Raw genomic sequence first — 23,913 nt, 5'->3', positions numbered from 1 at the left:
GGTGGTGGCCGCAAAAACCCTTCTGACCACACGGTTTGGAAGTGCGACCGGTAAGTGTGTAACCTCGTTCAAGACTTCGCCGCGCCGGAGTCGAGCAGCTGGACCCGGTGCGGAAGTAGTCATGCCCCCTTAGCTCAGTCGGCAGAGCGTTTCCATGGTAAGGAAAAGGTCAACGGTTCGATTCCGTTAGGGGGCTCGCCGGATTGCCGGTGGTGACCGACTCGGCATCGCTACGTTCCCAGTATCGTTGGGGTCGGACGCGTCATCTAGGCAATGCGACCGTGGCGGTGTAGCTCAGTCGGTAGAGCAAACGACTCATAATCGTTGTGTCGCCGGTTCAAGTCCGGCCATCGCTACCAGAGAACCGATCAGACCATCTGGTTGACCGAAAGAAGGAATGTCGTGGCCGCGAAGTCCACCGATGTCCGGCCAAAGATCACCTTGGCCTGCGAGCAGTGCAAGCATCGCAACTACATCACCAAGAAGAACCGGCGCAACGACCCGGATCGGCTGGAGCTGAAGAAGTTCTGCCCGAACTGTGGCACCCACCGGGCGCACCGCGAATCCCGCTAGTCCCTCCAACGCGTGCCGCTGCCGCGTGAGTGGGCGCCGGGTTCGGAACCCGGTTATCTCGGACCGTGAATGCGAAGGGCCGGACATATATGTCCGGCCCTGAGCGCGTTTCAGGGTCCGACTGCGGTGGTGCATGCTCCGCCGACTCCGGGCTGCGGGGTCAGATAGGTACAGTCCTCCCGTGACAATCAACACCGGTACAGACGAAGCGGTCCAGGCGAGCGTGGAAGATCTCGATCCCGCCGCACACGCGGCCGCCATGGTCGGTCACCACTACCGCGTCGACGACTACTACGAAGTCGGGCGCGAGAAGGTCCGCGAATACGCGCGCGCCGTGCAGGACTACCACCCGGTGCACTGGGATGAGGACGTCGCGCAGGAGTACGGCTACGACGGCCTGCTCGCCCCGCTCACCTTCATCTCCCTGGTCGGCATTCTGGCTCAGCGCAAGCTGTTCGAGCAGATCGTCACGGGTTACGACCTGAGCCAGATCATGCAGACCGACCAGATCCTGGAGTTCCACCGGCCGATCCGGGTCGGCGACCAACTGACCTGTGACGTCTACCTGCACTCGTTCCGGCAGGCCTTCGGCGGCGACATCATTGTCACCAAGAACATCGTCACCGCGCAGGACGACGAGCTGGTGCTCACCACCTACACCACGCTCATCGGCCGTAGCGGAGGTGATATTGATCCCAATCTCACCGACGCGGTTCGCAACGTGCTGATGCACGGCATCGGCGAGGAGGCGCCGGTCCACCACCCGCGCACCCAGCCGCTCGCCCAGCCGCCGGTTCCGGTGACCGTCATCCCCGATATCGCGCCGAGTAAGCATGCGATCGACTTCGAGGATGTCTCGGTGGGCGACGAGCTGCCGCCCCGTACCGTCCGGCTGACGCGCGGCGATCTGGTCAATTACGCGGGCGTCTCCGGTGACGCGAACCCGATCCACTGGAGCGACGAGGTGGTCAAGCTCGTCGGCCTGGACAACGTGGTCGCGCACGGCATGCTCACCATGGGTCTCGGCGGCGGCTTCGTCACCTCCTGGCTGGGCGATCCCGGCGCGGTCAAGGAGTACAACGTCCGTTTCACGAGTCCGGTCTACGTCGGCTCCGACGAGGCCGCCGAGGTGGAGTACACGGGCAAGGTCAAGTCGATGGATCCGGAGACGCGGACCGCGGTCGTCGCCATCGTGGCGAAGTCGGCGGGCAAGAAGATCTTCGGGCGCGCGACGGCCACGGTTCAGCTGGCCTGACCTGGTCGACCGACCCTGATTGGCTAACACGGCCGCCGGTAACGTACACTCAGGATTCTGGGGTCACCAGCCGCTGCGCGCTGCTCTATGGGGCTGGTTCCAGGCGGTCCGGAGGATATTCTCCAAAGGACCGTCCACGGGGCCGGCAACCGCCGGAGCGGCGCGCGTGTTGTGTGGCGCCGGGTACAACTGAATATGGGAACAGTGGTTGGACGGGACTTCATCGGTCCGACCGAAGGGGCGTAGCTCAATTGGCAGAGCAGCGGTCTCCAAAACCGCAGGTTGCAGGTTCAAGTCCTGTCGCCCCTGCCCTGAATGCCAGCGACGAGAGAGGATCGACGTGAGCAACGAGCGGGATACTCGCCACGGCGCGCATGCGGCCGATGATGGCGATGACACCGCCGCGGTCGCTCGGCCGAGCGGCAAGCGGTCCGCGCGTCGGACTCGCGCTGGCTCAGCTCCGGCCGATACGGGCTCACTTGCCACGATCGACCGGCCGTCGCAGAAGAAGGCGGACAAAACTGCCGGTAAGGCCAAGCGCGAAGGATCGGGTAATCCGATCAAGCGCCTGATCAAGTTCCTGCGAGAGGTTATCGCGGAACTGCGCAAGGTGATCTGGCCCAACCGGAAGCAGATGGTCACCTATACGAGCGTTGTTCTGGTGTTCGTGATCTTCATGGTCGCGTTCATCAGCGGGTTGGATCTGGCGTTCATCAAAGGTGTCAACTGGCTGTTCGGCTGAGCACCCGCGAACGCGGACGCCGGCCGCGGGTGACTGATCGCAGGTCGCTCGAACGGTCAGCCGATCCCGGGGCGGACGGGCGGAGCGATTCCGCCGCGCCCGGCCCGGCACGCAGAGGATGTACGTGACGACACAGGAAGCGAGTGCCCCAGTGAGCACCCCGGAGAACGACACAAACGACGAGTTCCCGGTCGACGACGCGGTGGATGCCGTGGAGACCGTCGAGGAGTCTGCTGTCGACGAATCCGAGCCCGCTGACGCCGAGCCCGCTGTCGAGGCCGCTCCGGTCGATGCCGAGCCCGCTGATCCCGTCGCCGAGATGAAGGCCGCGCTGCGTCGCGCCCCCGGTGACTGGTACGTGATTCATTCGTACGCCGGTTACGAGAACAAGGTGAAGGCCAATCTCGAGACTCGCGTGCAGAACCTGGACCTCGAGGAATACATCTTCCAGGTCGAGGTGCCGACCGAAGAGGTCACCGAGATCAAGAACGGCCAGCGCAAGCACGTCAATCGCAAGGTGCTGCCGGGCTACATCCTCGTTCGGATGGAGCTCAACGACGAGTCGTGGGGCGCGGTGCGCAACACCCCGGGTGTCACCGGTTTCGTCGGCGCCACCTCGCGCCCGTCGCCGCTGTCCATCGACGATGTGGTGAAGTTCCTGGTCCCCGCCGCGCAGCAGCAGAAGAAGCCCGTCGCCGCGGCCGCCGCCGAGACCTCCACCTCCGCCGATGTGGCGCCGAAGCCGGTTATCGAGGTCGACTTCGAGGTCGGCGAGTCGGTGACCGTGATGGACGGTCCGTTCGCGACGCTGCCCGCCAGCATCTCCGAGGTCAACGCCGAGCAGCAGAAGCTCAAGGTGCTCGTCTCGATCTTCGGTCGCGAGACCCCGGTCGAGCTGGCGTTCACCCAGGTCGCGAAGATCTGATCGGCGGGGCCGCAGGTCGGCCCCACAGGAATGGCTAGGGCACGGCACCCGGTAAGGTGTATGGGTTCGTGCGCGGATCCTGGCAACCGGATTCGTTCGCGAGTGCCGGGCCGAGCCCGGACGCGGGCCGAGCCCGCAACAGGCTTACGGCAACCGTAAGGAACCGAAACCAAGGAAGAAAGATGCCCCCCAAGAAGAAGAAGCTCGCCGGGATCATCAAGCTGCAGATCCAGGCCGGCGCGGCGAACCCGGCCCCTCCGGTCGGCCCCGCGCTCGGTCAGCACGGCGTCAACATCATGGAGTTCTGCAAGGCGTACAACGCCGCGACCGAGTCGCAGCGTGGCAACGTCATTCCGGTCGAGATCTCGGTGTACGAGGACCGGTCCTTCGACTTCAAGCTGAAGACCCCGCCCGCCGCTCGGCTGCTGCTCAAGGCTGCCGGTGTGCAGAAGGGTTCGGCTGAGCCGCACCGCCTCAAGGTCGCGAAGGTCACCATGGACCAGGTCCGTGAGATCGCCAAGACCAAGCAGGAAGATCTGAACGCCAACGACCTCGAGCAGGCGGCCAAGATCATCGCGGGCACCGCGCGGTCGATGGGTATCACCGTCGAAGGCTGAGCTGGAGCTCGCACCCCGAGTGGGAGGGTCGGCCAGACCCGGTAACCACTTCTGAACCACGAACAAGGACAGAGAATCATGGCAAAACGAAGCAAGGCGTATCTCGCCGCGGCCGAGAAGGTCGACAAGACTCAGCTGTACTCCCCGCTGGCCGCCGCGCGCCTGGCGAAGGAGACCGCCACCACCAAGACCGACGCGACCGTCGAGGTCGCCGTTCGTCTCGGTGTGGATCCCCGCAAGGCCGACCAGATGGTCCGTGGCACCGTCAACCTGCCGCACGGCACCGGTAAGACCGCCCGCGTCATCGTGTTCGCGGCCGGCGAGAAGGCCGCCGAGGCCGAGGCCGCCGGTGCGGACGCCGTCGGCGCCGAGGACCTGATCGAGCGGATCCAGGGCGGCTGGCTGGACTTCGACGCCGCGATCGCCACCCCGGACCAGATGGCCAAGGTCGGCCGCATCGCGCGTGTCCTCGGCCCGCGTGGTCTGATGCCGAACCCGAAGACGGGCACGGTCACCAACGATGTGACCAAGGCCGTCAACGACATCAAGGGCGGCAAGATCAACTTCCGCGTCGACAAGCAGGCCAACCTGCACTTCGTCATCGGCAAGGCGTCCTTCGACGACGCCAAGCTGGTGGAGAACTACGGCGCCGCGCTGGACGAGATCCTGCGTGTCAAGCCGTCGACCGCCAAGGGCCGCTACGTCAAGAAGGTGACGGTCTCGACGAACACCGGACCGGGCATCCCGGTGGACCCGAACCGCACCCGCAACCTCCTCGACGAGGACGCGTAAGTAGCACCAACACCACCGCCGAGGGCGGGAACGCGATCAGCGTTCCCGCCCTCGGCGCTTTCCAGGAGTATCGCGCCGGTATGCCGCGCTTGGACCCGGGAAGTAAGTGGCCTCACAGACACATTCCACGCTGCACAGAGGGTAGAGCCCCTGTGCAGCGTGTGCGGGGTCTGTAGGGCCGGGTATCGGTCAGGCGGGTGGGGGTGGTGTTTCGGATTTGCGCCAGCCGAGGAGAACTGATTCGCCCTCGTGGACGCCCCAGGGGAGGAACAGCGCGACGATGGCGGCGCAGGTTATGACGGCGCCCGCGGCTACCAGGGAGGCGGTGTGCGAACCCTGGAGGGCGGCGGTTTTCATGGCGGTGATCAGGTTTTCGCGCTGGCTCTCCAGGAAGGAGGGCAGTTCGCGTTTGCGCATTTCGAGGACGCTGAGGGGGCTGGCGGCGACCAGGCTCTTCTGGTCCTCGTTCATCAGTGCGCTCGGCACCTTGTCCAGTAGCGGTGTCACGCGGGTTGTGTAGTAGGAGGCGACGATCGAGCCGAGCACCGCGACACCGAGGGTGCCGCCGATTTCGCGGGTGGTGTCGTTGACCGCGGAGCCCGCACCCGCCTCGTTCAAAGGCAGTGAACCCATGATGGATTCGGTGGCGGGTCCCTGCACGATCGCGAGACCGAGCGCCATCGACACCATCGAGGGCAGTACATCGGTGACATAGGCGCTGTCCACGGTCACCTGGCCGCCGAGGTACAGCCCGAGTCCGGTGAGCAGCAATCCCAACACGATGACCGGCGTGGTGCCGAGCCGCTGCGCGAGCAGCGTGGCAATGGGCGCGCCGATTGCCACCGAGAAGGCGAATGGCAGTGAGGCGATACCGAATTCGAGTGGCGTGTATTCACGCACCCCTTGGAAATATTGGGTGATCAGGAACAGGAAGCCGAACATCGAGAAATAGCCGACGGCAATCGATAATGCGGGCATCGAGAAACGGCGGTTGCGGAACAATCGCATATCGAGAATCGGTGCGGCGGTGCGCAATTCCCAGGCAATGAAGGCGGCGAGCAGGATGACGCCGAGCGCGCCGGTGCCCAGCGTGGTCGCCGACGTCCACCCGTAATGCGGCGCCTCGATGATCGACCAGACCAGCAGCGTGATGCCGGCGACGGATAGCACGATGCCGAGCGGGTCGAGCCTGCCCACCTCGGAGGAACGGGATTCCGGCACCCAGATCAGGGTGGCGGCCAGCGCGAACAGCGCCACCGGCACATTGATCCAGAAGACCGAATGCCAGGTGAAGTGCTCCAGCAGCCAGCCGCCGGAGATCGGCCCGATCGCAATGGCGAAGCCCGCCATGGCGGTCCACGCCGCGATGGCCAGCGCTCGTTCGCGCCGGTCGGTGAAGATATTGATGATCAGCGCCAGCGTCGCGGGGAAGACCGCCGCGGCGAAGACGCCCATGGCCGCGCGGGCCGCGATCACGCTGCCCATGGAGTCGGAGAGCGCACCGACGATCGACATCGCGGCCACGCCGAGCAGCCCGATCGCCATGACCTTGCGCCGCCCGTAGCGGTCGCCGAGATTGCCGAAGGCCAGCAGCAGTCCGGCGAATGTGAGCGTGTACGCGTCCACTACCCACTGCAAACCGCTGACGCTCGTGCGCAATTCGACGCCGATGGAGGGTAGGGCCACGTTGACGATGGTGTTGTCGAGGACAACGAGCAGTTCGGCCAGGCAGATCACGGCCAGGGCGAGGAAGCGGTGCATCCGTCGCTCCAGCAGCACCGGTGGATCGACTATGGAGGTTGCCATAGTTCAGCAGTCAAGCAGTAACTGTCACCGTTGGTAACACCTTTATCCCGCGACTTCGGACACATTCACCCGTGAAATGTGATCCGCGACACAACAATTCGGATGCCGATCGGCCTCGATTACGCCTTCCGGGGGTCCGTTTTGGCAGATGGGGAACCGTCCAGGTACATTGGACGTCAGTTATCGACGAGTTCGATCGCTACCCAATCCGTTCTACCGAAGACCGTTGGTCGCCGATCCCGCCATGGGTTCGGTCGAAGGTCCGGCAACATCGCCGGCGGCCCACGCAGGGAGAGCCGAGGTCGGGACTTTGATCCGGTAAGACCGGATCGATGTTTCCTGTGCGCCCCGGAACGCTCTGCGTCCGGGGCGTTTGTTTTGTCGCAGGCCCCCTGGTTTTCGGAAGTTCGTCAACGAACCGACATCCAGAGAGGAGGCGAAGTATGGCAAAACCCGAGAAGGTCACCGCGGTCGAGGAGATCGCGGAGCAGTTCAAGAGCTCCACTGCCACCGTTGTCACGGAATACCGTGGTCTGTCGGTCGGCAAGCTCACCGAGCTGCGTCGCGCGCTCGGCGCCGACGCCACGTACTCCGTCGCCAAGAACACCCTGGTCAAGCGTGCGGCCGCCGAGGCGGGCGTCGAGGGCCTGGACGACTTGTTCGTCGGACCGACCGCGATCACCTTCATCAAGGGTGAGCCGGTCAACGCCGCGAAGGCCCTCAAGACCTTCGCCAAGGACAACAAGGCGCTCATCATCAAGGGCGGATACATGGACGGCGCTGCGCTGTCCGTGTCCGAGGTCGAGCGGATCGCCGACCTGGAGACCCGCGAGGTGCTGCTGGCGAAGCTGGCCGGCGCCATGAAGGGCAACATGGCGAAGGCCGCCGGTCTGTTCAACGCTCCCGCCTCGCAGGTGGCCCGCCTGGCCGCCGCGCTGCTGGAGAAGAAGCAGGCCGAAGAAGGCGCAGCAGCCGCCGAGTAACACCCGCGCGGAGCCGCGAGCGCCGCGAATTCAATACACCGGGTGACTCGCCAGCGAATCGCCCACATAGACAACATCTACCGAAAGGAAAACAACAATGGCCAACGTTGACGAACTGCTCGAGACCTTCGGCAACATGACCCTGCTCGAGCTGTCGGACTTCGTCAAGAAGTTCGAGGAGAAGTTCGAGGTCACCGCCGCTGCTCCGGTCGCCGTCGCCGCTGTCGGCGCTGCCGCTCCGGCCGAGGCCGCCGAAGAGCAGGACGAGTTCGACGTCATCCTCGAGGGTGCGGGCGAGAAGAAGATCCAGGTCATCAAGGTGGTCCGCGAGATCGTCTCCGGCCTGGGCCTGAAGGAAGCCAAGGACCTGGTCGAGGGTGCCCCGAAGCCGATCCTGGAGAAGGTCGCCAAGGACGCCGCCGAGGCCGCCAAGGCGAAGCTGGAAGAGGCCGGCGCCAAGGTTTCGGTCAAGTAATTCGATCGAATTACATCGAACGGGCGGTCCCCATTGGGGGCCGCCCGTTTTGCATTCCGACGCGTGTGCGATCGCATTGTGAATATTGAGAGGATGTCTGGGTTACTCTTCGGTCAGGTTGGGGTGTGCCGCGTCTCGTTCTTGGGATACAGTGACCGAACCCACTGTGACACGCACACCGCGATGACCGAGCACGCGGTTCGCCGGTGGGCTGCTCGCTGAGAATATGTGGAGGTTGGCGTGGGCGTCGAGGTCAGGACCGAGGGTGTAACCAAATCATTTGGTTCGCAGCGTATTTGGCAGGATGTCTCACTGACTTTGCCTTCCGGTGAGGTCAGCGCCCTGCTGGGCCCGTCGGGTACCGGTAAGTCTGTGTTCCTGAAGTCTCTGATCGGTTTGCTGCGCCCGGAGCGCGGCTCGATCTATATCGACGGCACCGATATCACCACGTGCTCCAATAAGGAGCTCTACGAGATCCGCAAGCTCTTCGGTGTGCTGTTCCAGGACGGCGCGCTGTTCGGCTCGATGAACCTCTTCGACAATGTGGCCTTCCCGCTGCGTGAGCACACGAAGAAGAGCGAATCCGAGATCAAGAAGATCGTGATGGAGAAGCTCGAGCTCACCGGTCTGCTCGGCGCCGAGGGCAAACTGCCCGGCGAGATCTCCGGTGGTATGCGCAAGCGCGCGGGTCTGGCCCGCGCCCTGGTGCTGGACCCGCAGATCATCCTGGTCGACGAGCCGGACTCCGGTCTGGACCCGGTACGTACCTCGTACCTGTCGCAGCTGTTGATCGATATCAATGCCCAGATCGACGCCACGATCCTGATCGTCACCCACAACATCAACCTGGCCCGCACCGTGCCGGACAACATCGGCATGCTGTTCCGTCGCCAGCTGGTCATGTTCGGCCCGCGCGAGGTGCTGCTCACCTCGGAGGAGCCGGTGGTCAAGCAGTTCCTCAACGGCCGCATGATCGGCCCGATCGGCATGTCCGAGGAGAAGGACGAGGCGCAGATGGCCCGCGAGCAGGCCATGGTCGACGCCGGTCACCACCACGGTGGCGCCGAAGAGGTCGAGGGCATCATCCCGCAGATGAAGGCGCAGCCGGGCATGCCGGTGCGCCAGGCGGTTGCTCGCCGCAAGGCGCGCGTCCAGGAAATTCTGCACACGCTGCCGCACGCGGCCCAGGTGGCGATCCGTGAATCGCTCGCGGAGAACGACGATACACAGGTGATGGCTTACAACAGCGGCGATCTTGGTACATACCAGGGCGGCGCGTTCGATTCAACAGTGCGCCACAACACAACTAACGGGTAACATACGGCGCGTGAACCGGAACCTCGCGCGTGTGCGGACTCCAGTCGAGTCGGCGTTTGCGCAGGCGGGCAACATCTTTGCGCTGTTCATTGATGTTGTCCGCAAGAGCTTCAAACGGCCGTTCCAGTGGCGGGAGTTCATCGAGCAATCGTGGTTCATCGCGAGTGTCTCGATCCTGCCCAGTGCGCTCGTCGCAATCCCGTTCGGCGCCGTCGTGGCGCTGCAGACGGGCTCATTGATCAAGCAGCTGGGCGCCGAATCCTTCACCGGCGCCACCAGCGTGCTGGCCACCGTGCAGCAGGCCGCCCCGGTCGTGACCGCGCTGATCATCGCGGGCGCGGCCGGGTCGGCGGTCGCCGCCGACCTCGGCTCGCGCACCATCCGCGAGGAGATCGACGCGATGGAAGTCCTCGGCGTCGATCCGATCCAGCGACTGGTGGTACCGCGGGTGCTCGGCATGATGCTGGTCGCGGTGCTGCTGAACGGCCTGGTATCGGTCGTCGGCATCGCGGGCGGCTACTTCTTCAACGTGCTGTTGCAGGGCGGCACGCCCGGCGCGTATCTCTCGTCGTTCTCAGCGCTGGCGCAGTTGCCGGACCTCTGGATCGGCGAGATCAAGGCGCTGATATTCGGCCTGCTCGCCGGTGTGATCGCCGCATACAAAGGGTTGCATCCCAAAGGGGGCCCGAAAGGAGTCGGTGACGCGGTGAATCAGTCCGTCGTTATCACGTTCCTGGTGCTGTTCTTCGTCAATCTGGTTTTGACGTTGGTGTATCTGCAGGTCGTCCCCGCCAAGGGTGCATGATCCATGGCGACCTCCTACCGCAGCCCGGTTCTAGCCAAGACGACTCGCCGGGCGGGCGAGATCGTTCGCGCGCCACTGAATGTCATCGACCGCGCGGGCGACCAGATGTCGTTCTACTCGCGCGCCATCGCCTGGATTCCGCGCACCGCGGTGCACTACCGCAAGGAGGTCATGCGGCTGCTGGCCGAAGTGACCTTCGGAAGCGGTGCGCTCGCGGTAATCGGCGGCACCATCGGCGTCATCGTCTTCATGTCCGGCTCGGTCGGCGTCGTGGTCGGCCTGCAGGGCTTCAAGGCGCTGGACTCGCTCGGCAGTTCGGTGCTGACCGGCTTCCTCACCGCCTACATCAATACGCGTGAAATCGCGCCGTTGGTGGCGGCTTTGGCGCTCTCGGCGACGGTGGGATGTGGTTTCACCGCGCAATTGGGCGCCATGCGGATTTCCGAGGAGATCGACGCGCTCGAAGTGATGGCGGTGCCGGGCGTGCCGTTCCTGGTCACCACCCGGGTGATCGCGGGCTTTGTCGCGGTCATTCCGCTCTATGTCGTCGGCCTGCTCGGCACCTTCATCGCATCTCGAATGATCAGTATCTGGTTCAACGGGCAATCCAGCGGGTCCTATGACCACTACTTCAGCCTGTTCCTACCACCCGAGGACGTGTTGTATTCGTTCCTCAAGGTGCTGGTCTTCGCGTTCGTGATCATCCTGGTGCACTGCTACTACGGCTTCAACGCCACCGGCGGTCCGGCCGGGGTCGGCGTCGCGGTGGGTCGCGCGGTGCGCGCCGCCATCGTGCTGGTCAACGTGCTCGACTTCTTCCTGAGCCTGGCCATCTGGGGAACTACGACAACAGTGCGGGTGGCGGGATGACAAGCGAGCTGGCGCGGCGAAGAAGGGAGAAGCTGCGCTCACGCGTTCTCGGTATCGCGTTCTTCGTGGTCGTGGCCCTCTTCTTCTGGACCACCGCAGCGATCTACAACAAGCAGTTCGTGAAGACGGTCGACGTCGACCTGATCACCGACAGCGTCGGTAATGCCTTGACCCGCAACGCGGATGTGAAGGTCCGCGGCATCAATGTCGGCGAGGTACGGTCCAGCCGTTCGGAGGCCGGCAAGGTGACCTTGGATCTGGCGATCGACCCGAATAAGGCCGATCAGATCCCGGTCAACGCGACCGCGCGGCTGCTACCTAAGACGCTCTTCGGTGAGCGCTATGTGGACCTGATGATCCCCGAGGATCCCAGCCCGCAGCATCTGACCGACGGCGTCACGCTCTATCAGGACAAGAGCGGCAATGCGATCGAGGTCAGCAAGCTGCTCGACGACCTGATGCCGCTACTGCAGGCGATTCCGCCGCAGGATCTCGCCGCTACCCTCGGCGCGCTGTCGCAGGCGCTGGCCGGCCAGGGCCAGGCGCTCGGCGAAACCTTGGAAAAGCTGGACACCATCTTCCGTGATGTCAACGGGGTGCTGCCGGAGCTGCAGGAGGGTCTGCGGAGCTTCGCGACGGTGGCGGCCACCTACGCCGACGCCGCGCCGCAGCTGATCGATGCGCTGGACAACCTGCGCACCACGAATGCGACCATCGTGCAGCGCCGTTCGGATATCGACACCCTCTACGCGACATTGACGCCGACCTCGTCGAGCACAGCGGACTTCCTGATCGCCAATCGCGACAACATCATCAATCTCGCGGCCGACTCCCGGCCCGCGCTCGAGCTGCTGGCCAAGTACTCGCCGACCTACGCCTGCACGTTTGCGAACTTCGCGCAGATGAAGCCGCGTATCGACCAGCTGTTCGGCACGGGCACCGATCGTCCCGGCTCCCGAGTGACCATCGAGCTGGTCAACACCCGCGGCAAGTACCTGCCCAATCAGGACGAGCCGCGCTGGTTCGACACCAGGGGCCCGTGGTGTGTGGCCGAATATCCGCTCGGCGTCGATGTGGGTCAGTACATCGGCGGCCCCGGCAACGATGGCTCCTACGCGGTACCGAGCCGCAACCCCGGCGACCAGACCACCGGCTATCTGCCGGAGCCGCAGCTCGGCGTCTTCCCGGCCGGGCAGGTGCCGACGCTCGCGGGTTCGCCGGGCGAACAGCATTCGCTGGGTGCGATCTACGGTGCGGCGCTCGGCGTTTCGCCTGAGCAGGTGCCCGGCTGGATGACCAGGGCGGGCGCGCCGGCGTTCCGCGGCAGCGAGGTGAGTGTCCGATGAAGGAGAAGTTGCGCGGCCTCGGCGGGCCGCTGACCAAACTGCTCATCTTCGTGGTGGTGACGTTGTTCGTGACCACCATGCTCGGCCTGTCCATCGCCAACTACACCGGCGGCGGCACCCCGTTCAAGGCCCGCTTCACCGATGTCACCTCGCTCAACCCCGGTGATGAGGTGCGCATCGCCGGTGTGCGGGTCGGCAAGGTCACCGGCGTGAAGATCGTCGACAAGCGCCAGGCCGAGGTGGAGTTCGAACTCCAGGACCGCGATTGGCTGCCCGCTTCGACCACGGCCACCATCCGATACCGGAACCTGGTGGGCCAGCGCTACATCGCGCTCGAGCAGGGCACGGGTGAGCAAGGGCGCAAGCTGAACGAGGGCGCCACCATCGGGTTGGATCACACCAATCCGGCGCTCAATCTGACCACGCTGTTCAACGGTTTCCGTCCGCTGTTCCGCACGCTGACCGCCGAAGACGTGAACAAGCTGTCCTACGAGATCATCCAGGTCTTCCAGGGCGAGCAGGGCACCATCCGGGATCTGGTCGCCTCCACGGCCAGTCTGACCAACAAGATCGCCGATAAGGACGCGGTGATCGGCGAACTGGTCAAGGATCTGACCTTGGTGCTCGAGACGGTCAATCAGCGCGATGATCAGTTCGATCAGCTCATCGTGAATACCGAGGCACTGGTCAGCGGCCTGGCCGCGGAACGCGACGTGGTCGGCCGTTCGGTGAGCTCACTGGGCAACCTGGCCACGGCCACCGCGGACCTGCTGGTCCCGGTCCGCCCGACCCTGCAGGGTTCGATCGCCGGACTGAGTCAGCTCACCGGCACCCTGAACGAGCGTTCGGACGAGGTGAACCAGACCCTGGCTACCTTGCCGGTGAAGATGGAGAAGCTCGGCCGCGTCGGCAGTTACGGCTCCTGGTTCCAGTTCTACCTCTGCGGTATCGACATCGTGGTGGGGCCGGGCGCCGTGGACGCGCCGCAGCTCAATCTGCCCGCCGGGATGCCGACGATCAACCAACCGCTGTACACCAACGCCGCGCCGCGCTGCCACGGGAAGGCCCGCTGATGGACGACCGGATATTGCTCGGCAAGCGCAGCCCCGCCTTCATGGGTGTGCTCGGTCTTGCCATGGTGCTGCTGGTGACGGTGTCGGCGTTCTTCCTGGATCGACTGCCCATCATCGGGGCGAGTTCCAAGTACACCGCGGAATTCTCCGAGGCGGCGGGTCTGAAGAAGGGCAATGAAGTCCGCATCGCGGGCGTCAAAGTCGGCCAGGTCGACGGGGTTCGCCTCGATGGTGACCGGGTGCTCGTCGATTTCCGTACCCAGGACGCCTGGATCGGCAATGAGACCACCGCCTCCATTCAGATCAAGACGGTGCTCGGGCAGAAGTATCTGGCGCTGGATCCGAGGGGCTCGCGCCCGGCCGATCCCAATAAGCCGATTCCGTTGTCGCGCACGGTATCCCCGTACGACGTGGTGGACGCGTTCACCGACGCCGCGAGGAATATCGACCAGATCGACACCGCCCAGCTCGCGACCAGCATGCAGGTGCTCTCCGAAGCGTTCGCGACCACGCCGCCGGATATCCGCGGATCCATCGACGGCGTGGCCCGGCTCTCGGAAACCCTCGCGAAGCGTGACGAGGAGCTCAGGCGGATGTTCAGGGCGACCCGGGAGACCACCCAGATACTCGCCGACCGCAATGCCGAATTCGAGCGGTTGCTCGCTTCCGGCGGACAGCTGCTGACCGAGCTGAATATTCGACAGCAGGCCATCCATCAGCTGCTCACCGGAGCTCAGACGGTGGCCGCTGAGTTGACCGCGCTGGTGCACGACAACGAGGAGCAGATGGGGTCCGCGCTGACGAATCTGCTCGGCGCCATCGAGTTGCTGAACGCCAACCAGCAGAACATCTCCAGGACACTCGAGCTGGCCGCGCCGTTCTACGGCCTGTACGCGAACGTGCTCGGCACCGGCCGCTGGTTCGACGCGGTGATCACCAATCTGATCCCGCCCGCGCTGCCCGAGATCCCCGGGTATCGGCCGCCGGTGCGCACTTTGGGAGGTAACTGACGTGGCGGGGAACTGGCGCAACGAGCCGTTGACCGCTCTGCGGAATTCCGGCCGCGGCACCAAAGCGGGTATCGCGATCGGCCTGATCGCCGCGCTGGTGGCGGTCGGCGTCCTGTGGTGGCTGTTCGACCGGCTCAACACGACCAAGATCACCGCGTACTTCGATCGCTCGGTCGGCATCTACGAGGGCTCCGACGTGCGGATCCTCGGCGTGCCGGTGGGTTCGGTCGATTCGGTCGAGCCGATGGGTGACCAGGTCAAGGTAGTAATGAGCGTCGATCGTAAATACGACGTGCCCGCCGACGCACAGGCCGCGCAGATCACGCCGTCGGTCGTCTCCGACCGCTACATCCAGCTCACCCCGGTCTACCGGGGCGGCCCGAAGATGGAGCGCAACGCGACCATCCCGAAGGATCGCACCGTCACCCCGGTCGAGGTCGATCAGCTGTACAAGAGCATTGCCGAGCTCTCGGATGCCCTCGGCCCCAACGGCGCCAATAAAGAGGGCGCGGTGAACCAGTTGGTCCGCACCTCGGCGGCGAATCTGGCGGGCAATGGCGAGGCGCTGGCCAACAGCATCACCCAGCTGAGCAATGCCACTCGCTATCTCTCCGATGCGCGCGGCGACATTTTCGAGACGGTGAAGAACCTGCAGAGCTTCGTGAGCATGCTGGCCGCCAATGACCAGCAGGTGCGCGAGTTCAATACCCAGCTCGCGGATCTGGCGGGCTTCCTCGCCGACGAACGCCAGAATCTCGGCGACGCACTGCAACTGCTCTCGGTCGCGCTCGGCGATGTCGCACGGTTCATCGACGAGAATCGGGCTCTGCTGGCCGACAATGCCGAGGCGCTGACCACGCTCACCAAGACACTCGCCGACCAGCGCGATGATCTCGCCGCCGCCCTTCCGGTGCTGCCGGTGGCGCTGAGCAACCTGATCAATATCCACAACGGCGAATCCGGCACCCTCGATATGCGAGCCAATTTCACCGATCTGCAGGATCCGTTCGGGGTGGTCTGCAAGATGCTCGATCTGTCCAAGCTGATGCCGGGTGACCCGAAATTCGAGGCCATCGGTAAGCAGATGCGTCCAGTGCTGGAGCACTGCAAGGAGATCACCGACCAGATCACCGCTGGGGTGAAGACCCCGACGCTGATTCTGCCGTTCGGCATCCTCAGCGGTGAGAACCAGCAGCGTGATCCGGTGCCGGGCACCGTTCCCGGTACCCCGTCCGACCAGCTGCCGCCGTCCGAGCAAGAAGGTGGGCGATGAGTGCATCGCGTAGCGATTCGATGAGGGGTGGCGGCCGGATGGCCGGTGGGATCCGGGGCGCCGCACGCGGTTTCGGTGTCGCGGTCATTGTCGCGGCGACCACGGCCCTGGTCGGTTCATGTGCCTCCAACGGTATCTACAGCGTCCCGCTGCCCGGTGGCGCCGATGTCGGGGAGCATCCGATGACCATCGATATCCAGTTCGACGATGTGCTCGACCTGGTGCCGCAGTCCGCGGTGAAGGTCGAGGGCGTGCCGGTGGGCCGGGTCGAGGAGATCACCCTCGGTAGGGATCAGTGGACCGCCAGCGTGCGCACCCTGGTGAATTCCTCGGTCGATCTGCCCGCCAATGCGCGGGCCGAGGTGCGGCAGTCGAATCTGCTGGGCGAGAAGTTCATCGAGCTCTCCGAGCCCGCCGCCGATCCGGATCCGAACAAGCTGACCGACGGCTCGGTCATTCCGGTCGAGCACACCCGGCACGCCACCGAGATCGAGCAGGTGCTCGGCGCGATGTCCTTGCTGCTCAACGGTGGCGGGGTGGCGCAGCTACAGCCCATTGTCACCGAGCTGAACAAGACACTCGGCGGACGCGAGGACAAGGTGCGTTCGCTGATCGAGCAGGCCAATATCCTCATTGCCGGGCTGGACGCGCAGGTCGACGACATCACCAGGGCCATCGACGGCCTCGCAACGCTGAGCAGTCGGGTGAGCGCTCAGACCGACCAGATCGGCAAGATCCTGGACGAGTTGCCGGAGGGCATCAAGATCCTCAATGAGCAACGGCCCGAACTGATTTCGTTGCTGACCCAGCTCGACCGGGTGGGCGAGGCCGGTTTCGACGTGCTGAACACCTCGAAGAACGATCTCATCGTGGGCCTGACCGCGCTGCGGCCGACGCTGCAGGAACTCGGTCGGGCCGCACCGGATCTGGTGACCGCGCTGCCGCTGGTGCCGACCTACCCGTTCCCGGACGCCACGCTGGAGGGCACCTTCGGCGGTCAGGTCAATACCTGGCTCTCGGTGGACCAGCAGATCGGTGTCACGCTGAGCAATCTCGGTGTGGGCAAGGGTGATCCGGTCTACATCCCGCCGGTCGGTCGCCCGGTTCCGGTGAACCCGACCAACCCGTACTACGGCGGCAACGGTCCGCGTCCGGGCTGGCCGACCATCTCGCTGTTCCCGTTGCCGCCCACGATGGCGGCGGTCCCGCCGCTCGGCGTGCCCGAGGTCCCGAATCCGCTCGGGCCGCTGCTGGAGCAGTTCGGCGTCGGCGGAGAGGGAGGCCAGCGATGACCCGTCTGGTGCGCTACCAGTTGATCGCCTTCGGGTTGATCGCCGTACTCGGTGTCGCCTTCGTCGGCGCCCGCTACGTCCGGCTGGACGAAATGCTGGGATTCGGGCTCTACCACGTCAAGGTGGAGGCGAAGGAGACCGGCGGCATCTACAAGGGCGCCGAGGTGACCTATCGTGGCGTCCCGGTAGGCCGGGTCGGAGATCTCGAACTCAGGCCCGAAGGCGTGGCCATGACGCTCGACATCGAGTCCGGCGCCCCGAAGATCCCGGCCTCGGCCAAGGCCGTGGTGGCGAACCGCTCGGCCATCGGCGAGCAGTACGTGGATCTGCAGCCGGATACCGCCAGCGGTCCCTATCTGAAGGACGGCTCGGTGATCGTCGGGGCGACCACCCCGATCTCGGTGGAGGAACTGATCGCCAGCGTGGACCATTTCACCAGTTCGGTGGACCTGGTCGCGCTGAACACGACCGTGACCGAGCTCGGCAGGGCCTTCAATGGCAAGGGTGACGACCTCAAGGTCTTCGTCGAATCGCTGAACAACTTCACCGTGACCTTCCACGAGACATTGCCGCAGACGATTCGGTTGATCCGCGATGGCAAGGTGGCTCTCGGCACCCAGGCCGACCAGTCGGCCGCGATCCGGCAGTTCAGCGATGGCCTGGACAAGCTCACGGCGCAACTGCGCTCCAGCGACCCGGCGGTGCGCAGGCTGATCGGCACCGGCATCGACGCGGGCGAGCAGATCGGTGCGCTGCTGGAGGAAAGCGGCGGCGCTCTCACCGAGGATCTGGCCAACCTGCAGTCGCTGCTGAAGGCCATCTCACCGAAGTTCTACGCGCTGCAGCCGCTGCTGATCATGTTGCCGCAGCTGTCGGTCGGCGCCTCGGCCACCGCGCCGGGCGACAGCACCAGCCACTTCGGCCTGGTGCTCGAGGTGAACAATCCGCCCGCCTGTACCGTCGGATACGAGGGAACACATCAGATTCTCGAACAAATGAAGGCGCAGAATCCGGACTTCGATGACTCGAAGGACGAGTTCCCGTTCAATATGGACGCGAAGTGCACTGTGCCGCAGGGTAATCCGACCGCGGTGCGCGGCGGCGCGCGGGCTGATCTGGCAGATCCCAGTATCCCGCAGCCATGGGACGACGTTCCCAAGACCGATCCGGAAAAGCTGAACCTGAATCCCATCGCCGCGCAGATGGCCACCCTGCTGGGAGTCACGCCGAAGCGGTGACCAGGACCGACGACGTTAGGGTGCAGTCGTGAACATCGACCTTTCCAAGGAACTGCCGGGGGTGACCGAACCGGACTCCGCGGAATCCGATGCCACGGCGGCGGAGGTGATGGCGCCCGAGGTGACGGCGCCCGCCGCCGCGGCCTCCGATTCCGCGTCCGCGCCGCGCGCGGTGACCCGGGCGCCCGTCGCGGCGACCGCGGTGGCGGTCGGCGCACTCGTGGTGGCGCTGATCGCCGCACTCTGGTTCGGGACCGGCTGGGCCAAGGCCGCGTTCTTCACCGACGGCCCGCGCGCCTCGGCTCGGGACAGCGCCCTCGACGCCGCGCGCCAGGCCGCGATCAATATGACGTCGATCAACCTCGACGATGTGCCCGGCTCGCTGGCGTTGGCCCGGTCCTCGATGACCGGCCCGATCCTGGAATCGGCGCAGAAGAATCAGCAGCAGTCCGAGCAGATGGCCACTCAGTCGGGCGTCGGCATGAAGTCCAAGGTGCTCGGCGCGTCGTTGACCGCGCTCAACAGCGAACGGGACAAGGCCTCCGCGCTGGTGGTGCTGCAGGTGACCGAATCCAAGCCGGATAAATCGGTCTCCGACTATCGCTACACCTGGAGCCTGGAGATGACCAAGGACGGCGAAGTCTGGAAGGCCGAACAGGTCGCCTCGCTGGCGCAGCCGGTTCTGCTGGACGGCCCCGGCCCCAGCGGCCTCGGTCAGCCCGCGCAGTCGCCCGCGACGGGCCAGGGAGCTCCGGAAGGCGCACCCGCGGCGCCGCGGCCGGGATCGTAGGAGGAACCGCGTTGAATTCTCGTAAACCGGTCAACCGGGTGACCTCCAAGCGGCGACCCGCCACGTCGGCCGCCGGATCCACCGCACGCCCCACGGCGCGCTCCGTCGCGGGAACGCGCACAACGCGCCCCACCGCGACCACCGGCACGCGCAAGCCCGCCGTGCCGGGTGTCCGCACCGAGACGGATTCGGCCGCGCCACGGGGCCGCTTCAGCGGCGTCCGCAGGCTGCGCCTGCCACGTGGGGGTACCGGATCATCGTGGACGGTGGTCGTTGGCTGCTTGGTGGCCGCAGTGTTGGTGACCGGATTCGCGGTCCTCGCGGCCTTCCGTCCCGGCGTGAACGACTCGAACAAGGCCTTCCTCGACTCCGCGGCCACCGAGGAAGTGCGTGCCGCCGCCGATCACGCGCTGCGGACCATCTACGGCTATGACATCAAGAACATCGACGGCTACGAGGCCGCGGTCCGCTCGGTCGTCACCGGCACCATGCTGAGCGATCTGGACAAGTTCTCCGGAACCACCGTCGACGCCATCAAACAGGCCCAGACCAGCGCCGATGCCAAGGCCGATCCCATCGGTGTGACATTGCTCACCGATGATCGAGCCGAGTTGCTGGTGAATTTGGTGGTGAGTGCCACCAAGGGTGGCGTTGCCCAGCAGAGCGTGTCCGGCCCGGTGGTGCTGCGGATGCAGAAGGTGGATGGCCGCTGGCTGGCCAGCGACATCGTCGACCAGTGAATCCGTCGGGTGAGCGAGGGATAAGCCCAGCGGGGCAGTCGATCTCACCCGAGCCGGGTCGGGCCCGCCACTTGACGAGTTTCGCCCGAACCGTCACGCTATTCACAACAGCGGCAGCTGTCACAGTGGCTCCAGCCGCCCCGTCGCCCTCGACGCAGCCAGCGTTTCGGGTAGGGGCACCGTACCGCGCAGGGTTCGGATGCCTGCCCGGATGGGCAGGGTTACCGGCCCGGAAGGGCTCGGCGCGCCAGCCACGTGAACGTTCGCACGGGTGGTACTTTGACACCTCCGTGCATATAGGTGTAGGTTTGGACGTTGCGCTGGCTGCCTCCTGTCCATACCTCGATCTGCACTCGTGAGTTCCACCCTTCCGGTGTTACTTCCGTTGTTGCCTGTTCGAGTTTCGTTCGGGTTGTAACCAGCGGAATTCGTAGCAGACAAGCGACGGTCGCGGACCACCACGCGACGCGCGTGAGGTGCTGGAAGGACGCATCTTGGCAGTCTCCACCCAGACCAAGGCAGTTGCCGGAATCCCCGGAGCCCCGTTGCGGGTGTCTTTCGCGAAGATCCGTGAACCCTTGGAGGTGCCCGGACTTCTCGATCTACAGACGGACTCTTTTGCATGGTTGATCGGCTCGCCGTCATGGCGTGAAAAAGTCGCCGCTCGCGGCGACGTCGGGCTCTCGGGGGGACTCGAGGAGGTGCTCGAGGAGCTCTCGCCGATCGAGGACTTCTCCGGCTCCATGTCCCTGTCTTTCTCCGACCCTCGTTTCGAAGAGGTCAAGGCCTCGATCGACGAGTGCAAAGACAAGGACATGACCTACGCGGCTCCGCTGTTCGTCACCGCTGAGTTCATCAACAACAACACCGGTGAGATCAAGAGCCAGACGGTCTTCATGGGTGATTTCCCGATGATGACCGACAAGGGCACGTTCATCATCAACGGCACCGAGCGCGTCGTCGTGTCGCAGCTGGTGCGTTCGCCGGGCGTCTACTTCGACCACAGCGTCGACAAGGCCACGGAGAAGGACCTGCACAGCGTGCGCGTCATCCCGTCGCGCGGCGCGTGGCTGGAGTTCGACATCGACAAGCGCGACACCGTCGGTGTCCGCATCGACCGCAAGCGTCGTCAGCCGGTCACCGTGCTGCTGAAGGCGCTGGGTTGGACGAACGAGGAGATCGTCGAGCGTTTCGGCTTCTCCGAGATCATGATGTCGACCCTGGAGAAGGACAACACCGCCGGTCAGGACGAGGCGCTGCTGGACATCTACCGCAAGCTGCGTCCGGGCGAGCCGCCGACCAAGGAATCCGCGCAGACCCTGCTGGAGAACCTGTTCTTCAAGGAGAAGCGCTACGACCTGGCGCGCGTCGGTCGCTACAAGATCAACAAGAAGCTGGGCATCCACCTGGGTGAGCAGATCACCGGCTCGGTGCTGACGAAGGAAGACATCGTCACCACCATCGAGTACCTGGTGCGCCTGCACTCGGGTGATCGCGTCATGACCGCGCCCGGCGGCGAAGAGGTGCCGGTCGAGGTCGACGACATCGACCACTTCGGCAACCGTCGCCTGCGCACCGTCGGCGAGCTGATCCAGAACCAGATCCGCGTCGGCCTGTCCCGGATGGAGCGCGTGGTCCGCGAGCGGATGACCACCCAGGATGTCGAGGCGATCACGCCGCAGACCCTGATCAACATCCGCCCGGTCGTCGCCGCGATCAAGGAGTTCTTCGGAACCTCCCAGCTGTCGCAGTTCATGGACCAGAACAACCCGCTGTCGGGTCTGACCCACAAGCGCCGCCTGTCGGCGCTCGGCCCGGGTGGTCTGTCCCGTGAGCGCGCCGGCCTGGAAGTCCGAGACGTCCACCCGTCGCACTATGGCCGCATGTGCCCGATCGAGACCCCGGAAGGCCCGAACATCGGCCTGATCGGTTCGCTGTCGGTGTACGCGCGGGTCAACCCGTTCGGCTTCATCGAGACCCCGTACCGCAAGGTCGTCGATGGCCGGGTCACCGACGAGGTCAAGTACCTGACCGCCGACGAAGAGGACCGGCACGTTCGCGCGCAGGCCAACTCGCCGGTCGACGCCGATGGCCGCTTCCTCGAGGACCGCGTGCTCTGCCGCCGCGGCAACGAGGAGAACGAGCTCGTCGCGGCCTCCGAGGTCGACTACATGGACGTCTCGCCGCGCCAGATGGTGTCGGTCGCGACCGCGATGATCCCGTTCCTCGAGCACGACGACGCCAACCGCGCCCTGATGGGTGCGAACATGCAGCGTCAGGCGGTTCCGCTGATCCGTTCGGAGTCCCCGATCGTGGGCACCGGTATGGAGCTGCGCGCCGCGGTGGACGCGGGCGATGTGGTCGTCAACGAGAAGTCCGGTGTGGTCGAGGAAGTTTCCGCCGACTACGTCACCGTGATGGCCGACGACGGCACCCGCAAGTCCTACCGGATGCGCAAGTTCAACCGCTCGAACCAGGGCACCTGCTCCAACCAGCGTCCGATCGTGGACGAGGGTCAGCGGGTCGAGACCGGCCAGGTGCTGGCCGACGGTCCCTGCACCCAGAACGGTGAGATGGCGCTGGGCAAGAACCTGCTCGTGGCGATCATGCCGTGGGAGGGCCACAACTACGAGGACGCGATCATCCTGTCGCAGCGCCTCGTGGAAGAGGACGTTCTCACCTCGATCCACATCGAAGAGCACGAGATCGACGCCCGCGACACCAAGCTGGGCGCCGAGGAGATCACCCGGGACATCCCGAACGTCTCCGACGAGGTGCTCGCCGATCTGGACGAGCGCGGCATCGTGCGCATCGGCGCCGAGGTACGTGACGGCGACATCCTGGTCGGCAAGGTCACCCCGAAGGGTGAGACCGAGCTGACCCCGGAGGAGCGACTGCTGCGCGCCATCTTCGGTGAGAAGGCGCGTGAGGTCCGTGATACCTCGCTGAAGGTCCCCCACGGTGAGTCCGGCAAGGTCATCGGCATCCGCGTGTTCTCGCGCGAGGACGACGACGATCTGCCTCCGGGCGTCAACGAGCTGGTCCGTGTGTACGTGGCGCAGAAGCGCAAGATCCAGGACGGCGACAAGCTCGCCGGCCGGCACGGCAACAAGGGTGTTATCGGCAAGATCCTCCCCACCGAGGACATGCCGTTCCTCCCGGACGGCACCCCGGTCGACATCATCCTGAACACGCACGGCGTGCCGCGTCGTATGAATATCGGCCAGATCCTGGAGACCCACCTCGGGTGGATCGGTAAGGCAGGCTGGCAGGTCGACGTCGCCACCGACGGCACCAGGCCCGATTGGGCCGACGCGCTGCCGGAGGAGATGCTCGGCGCACCGTCGAACTCCAATATCGCGACCCCCGTCTTCGACGGCGCCCGCGAGGAGGAGCTCACCGGTTTGCTCGCTTCGACCCTGCCGAACCGCGATGGTGAGCGCATGGTCAACGACGATGGCAAGGCGACCCTGTTCGACGGCCGCTCCGGCGAGCCGTTCCCGTACCCGGTCGCGGTCGGCTACATGTACATCCTGAAGCTGCACCACCTGGTCGACGACAAGATCCACGCCCGTTCGACCGGCCCGTACTCGATGATCACCCAGCAACCGCTCGGTGGTAAGGCGCAGTTCGGTGGTCAGCGCTTCGGTGAAATGGAGTGCTGGGCGATGCAGGCCTACGGCGCGGCTTACACGCTGCAGGAGCTGCTCACCATCAAGTCCGACGACGTCGTTGGCCGCGTGAAGGTCTACGAGGCGATCGTGAAGGGCGAGAACATTCCGGAACCGGGCATTCCGGAGTCGTTCAAGGTGCTCCTCAAGGAACTCCAGTCGCTGTGCCTCAATGTCGAGGTGCTGTCTTCGGACGGCGCGGCAATCGAGATGCGCGACGGTGACGACGAGGATCTGGAGCGCGCGGCGGCCAACCTGGGCATCAACCTGTCCAGGAACGAAGCGGCCACCGTCGACGATTTGGCGAACTAGGCGGCAGG

The 23,913-nt window shown here is 65.1% G+C and carries 21 protein-coding genes and 3 tRNA genes; 23 read left to right on the top strand and 1 reads right to left on the bottom strand.

The annotated features are described in order from the left end of the window. Positions 1 to 123 precede the first annotated feature (123 nt). The 9 genes from AB0H61_RS25045 to rplA all read left to right on the top strand — a co-directional run bounded on the left by AB0H61_RS25045 (position 124) and on the right by rplA (position 4,904). Positions 124 to 196: transfer RNA gene (locus AB0H61_RS25045), tRNA-Thr, on the top strand. An 87-nt stretch (positions 197 to 283) separates the two neighbouring features. Beyond that, a tRNA-Met gene (locus AB0H61_RS25040) sits at positions 284 to 359 on the top strand. A gap of 43 nt (positions 360 to 402) precedes the next feature. Next, positions 403 to 573, top strand: coding sequence for a 50S ribosomal protein L33 (gene rpmG / locus AB0H61_RS25035; RefSeq protein ID WP_011211653.1), 171 nt, complete (start codon positions 403 to 405; stop codon positions 571 to 573). A gap of 187 nt (positions 574 to 760) precedes the next feature. After that, entirely contained in the window at positions 761 to 1,828 is a 1,068-nt protein-coding gene (locus tag AB0H61_RS25030) for a fused (3R)-hydroxyacyl-ACP dehydratase subunits HadA/HadB (protein WP_357308764.1), read from the top strand. Between the two features lie 236 nt (positions 1,829 to 2,064). Continuing rightward, positions 2,065 to 2,137 (top strand) — tRNA-Trp (locus tag AB0H61_RS25025). A 31-nt stretch (positions 2,138 to 2,168) separates the two neighbouring features. Then, complete coding sequence (gene secE / locus AB0H61_RS25020) at positions 2,169 to 2,570, top strand: preprotein translocase subunit SecE (protein ID WP_357308685.1); 402 nt, start codon at positions 2,169 to 2,171, stop codon at positions 2,568 to 2,570. A gap of 151 nt (positions 2,571 to 2,721) precedes the next feature. Beyond that, the gene (gene nusG, locus AB0H61_RS25015; RefSeq protein WP_357308761.1) at positions 2,722 to 3,495 is read left to right on the top strand and encodes a transcription termination/antitermination protein NusG; all 774 of its coding nucleotides are present in this window, start codon (positions 2,722 to 2,724) and stop codon (positions 3,493 to 3,495) included. 182 nt (positions 3,496 to 3,677) lie between these two features. Then, positions 3,678 to 4,112 carry a 50S ribosomal protein L11 gene (rplK, locus tag AB0H61_RS25010; protein WP_357308682.1) on the top strand — a complete coding sequence of 145 codons (435 nt, stop codon included), beginning with the start codon at positions 3,678 to 3,680 and terminating at the stop codon, positions 4,110 to 4,112. A gap of 78 nt (positions 4,113 to 4,190) precedes the next feature. Further along, positions 4,191 to 4,904, top strand: a complete 714-nt coding sequence (gene rplA / locus AB0H61_RS25005) for a 50S ribosomal protein L1 (protein WP_357308679.1) — start codon at positions 4,191 to 4,193, stop codon at positions 4,902 to 4,904. 189 nt (positions 4,905 to 5,093) lie between these two features. On the opposite strand, the gene AB0H61_RS25000 is transcribed toward rplA, so the two are convergent. Continuing rightward, positions 5,094 to 6,710 carry an MFS transporter gene (locus AB0H61_RS25000; protein WP_357308677.1) on the bottom strand — a complete coding sequence of 539 codons (1,617 nt, stop codon included), beginning with the start codon at positions 6,708 to 6,710 and terminating at the stop codon, positions 5,094 to 5,096. A 443-nt stretch (positions 6,711 to 7,153) separates the two neighbouring features. Between AB0H61_RS25000 and rplJ the strand changes: the two genes are divergently transcribed. The 14 genes from rplJ (at position 7,154) to AB0H61_RS24930 (ending at position 23,905) form a co-directional block, all read left to right on the top strand. Continuing rightward, on the top strand, positions 7,154 to 7,693 hold the full coding sequence (gene rplJ / locus AB0H61_RS24995) for a 50S ribosomal protein L10 (protein WP_357308674.1): 540 nt from the start codon (positions 7,154 to 7,156) through the stop codon (positions 7,691 to 7,693). Positions 7,694 to 7,790: 97 nt separating this feature from the next. Further along, complete coding sequence (gene rplL, locus AB0H61_RS24990) at positions 7,791 to 8,168, top strand: 50S ribosomal protein L7/L12 (protein ID WP_357308671.1); 378 nt, start codon at positions 7,791 to 7,793, stop codon at positions 8,166 to 8,168. Between the two features lie 240 nt (positions 8,169 to 8,408). Then, positions 8,409 to 9,485, top strand: a complete 1,077-nt coding sequence (locus AB0H61_RS24985) for an ABC transporter ATP-binding protein (RefSeq protein ID WP_357308669.1) — start codon at positions 8,409 to 8,411, stop codon at positions 9,483 to 9,485. 10 nt (positions 9,486 to 9,495) lie between these two features. Next, positions 9,496 to 10,290, top strand: a complete 795-nt coding sequence (locus tag AB0H61_RS24980) for an ABC transporter permease (RefSeq protein WP_357308666.1) — start codon at positions 9,496 to 9,498, stop codon at positions 10,288 to 10,290. 105 nt (positions 10,291 to 10,395) lie between these two features. After that, positions 10,396 to 11,160, top strand: coding sequence for an ABC transporter permease (locus tag AB0H61_RS24975; protein ID WP_357308758.1), 765 nt, complete (start codon positions 10,396 to 10,398; stop codon positions 11,158 to 11,160). Continuing rightward, positions 11,157 to 12,506: an MCE family protein gene (locus AB0H61_RS24970; RefSeq protein ID WP_357308664.1), complete on the top strand. Its 1,350-nt coding sequence runs from the start codon at positions 11,157 to 11,159 to the stop codon at positions 12,504 to 12,506. The genes AB0H61_RS24975 and AB0H61_RS24970 overlap by 4 nt, the downstream gene beginning before the upstream one ends. Further along, the gene (locus AB0H61_RS24965; protein WP_357308661.1) at positions 12,503 to 13,579 is read left to right on the top strand and encodes an MCE family protein; all 1,077 of its coding nucleotides are present in this window, start codon (positions 12,503 to 12,505) and stop codon (positions 13,577 to 13,579) included. Before AB0H61_RS24970 ends, AB0H61_RS24965 begins: the two co-directional genes overlap by 4 nt. Next, complete coding sequence (locus tag AB0H61_RS24960; RefSeq protein WP_357308658.1) at positions 13,579 to 14,589, top strand: MCE family protein; 1,011 nt, start codon at positions 13,579 to 13,581, stop codon at positions 14,587 to 14,589. The genes AB0H61_RS24965 and AB0H61_RS24960 overlap by 1 nt, the downstream gene beginning before the upstream one ends. Positions 14,590 to 14,617: 28 nt before the next feature. Next, positions 14,618 to 15,862 carry an MCE family protein gene (locus tag AB0H61_RS24955; RefSeq protein ID WP_357308755.1) on the top strand — a complete coding sequence of 415 codons (1,245 nt, stop codon included), beginning with the start codon at positions 14,618 to 14,620 and terminating at the stop codon, positions 15,860 to 15,862. 38 nt (positions 15,863 to 15,900) lie between these two features. Next, positions 15,901 to 17,154, top strand: a complete 1,254-nt coding sequence (locus AB0H61_RS24950) for an MCE family protein (RefSeq protein ID WP_357308752.1) — start codon at positions 15,901 to 15,903, stop codon at positions 17,152 to 17,154. Further along, a complete protein-coding gene (locus AB0H61_RS24945; RefSeq protein ID WP_357308655.1) occupies positions 17,151 to 18,392 on the top strand; it encodes an MlaD family protein in 1,242 nt (413 codons plus the stop codon). The genes AB0H61_RS24950 and AB0H61_RS24945 overlap by 4 nt, the downstream gene beginning before the upstream one ends. A gap of 28 nt (positions 18,393 to 18,420) precedes the next feature. Continuing rightward, positions 18,421 to 19,182, top strand: a complete 762-nt coding sequence (locus AB0H61_RS24940) for a hypothetical protein (RefSeq protein WP_357308652.1) — start codon at positions 18,421 to 18,423, stop codon at positions 19,180 to 19,182. An 11-nt stretch (positions 19,183 to 19,193) separates the two neighbouring features. Further along, positions 19,194 to 19,922: a hypothetical protein gene (locus AB0H61_RS24935; protein ID WP_357308649.1), complete on the top strand. Its 729-nt coding sequence runs from the start codon at positions 19,194 to 19,196 to the stop codon at positions 19,920 to 19,922. 476 nt (positions 19,923 to 20,398) lie between these two features. Next, positions 20,399 to 23,905, top strand: coding sequence for a DNA-directed RNA polymerase subunit beta (locus AB0H61_RS24930; protein WP_357308646.1), 3,507 nt, complete (start codon positions 20,399 to 20,401; stop codon positions 23,903 to 23,905). Positions 23,906 to 23,913: the final 8 nt, after the last annotated feature.

The organism is Nocardia sp. NPDC050710 (genome assembly GCF_040654375.1).
Classification (GTDB): domain Bacteria; phylum Actinomycetota; class Actinomycetes; order Mycobacteriales; family Mycobacteriaceae; genus Nocardia.
The sequence above is the reverse complement of the archived record's forward strand: the minus strand, read 5'-3'. Positions and strand labels throughout refer to the sequence as shown.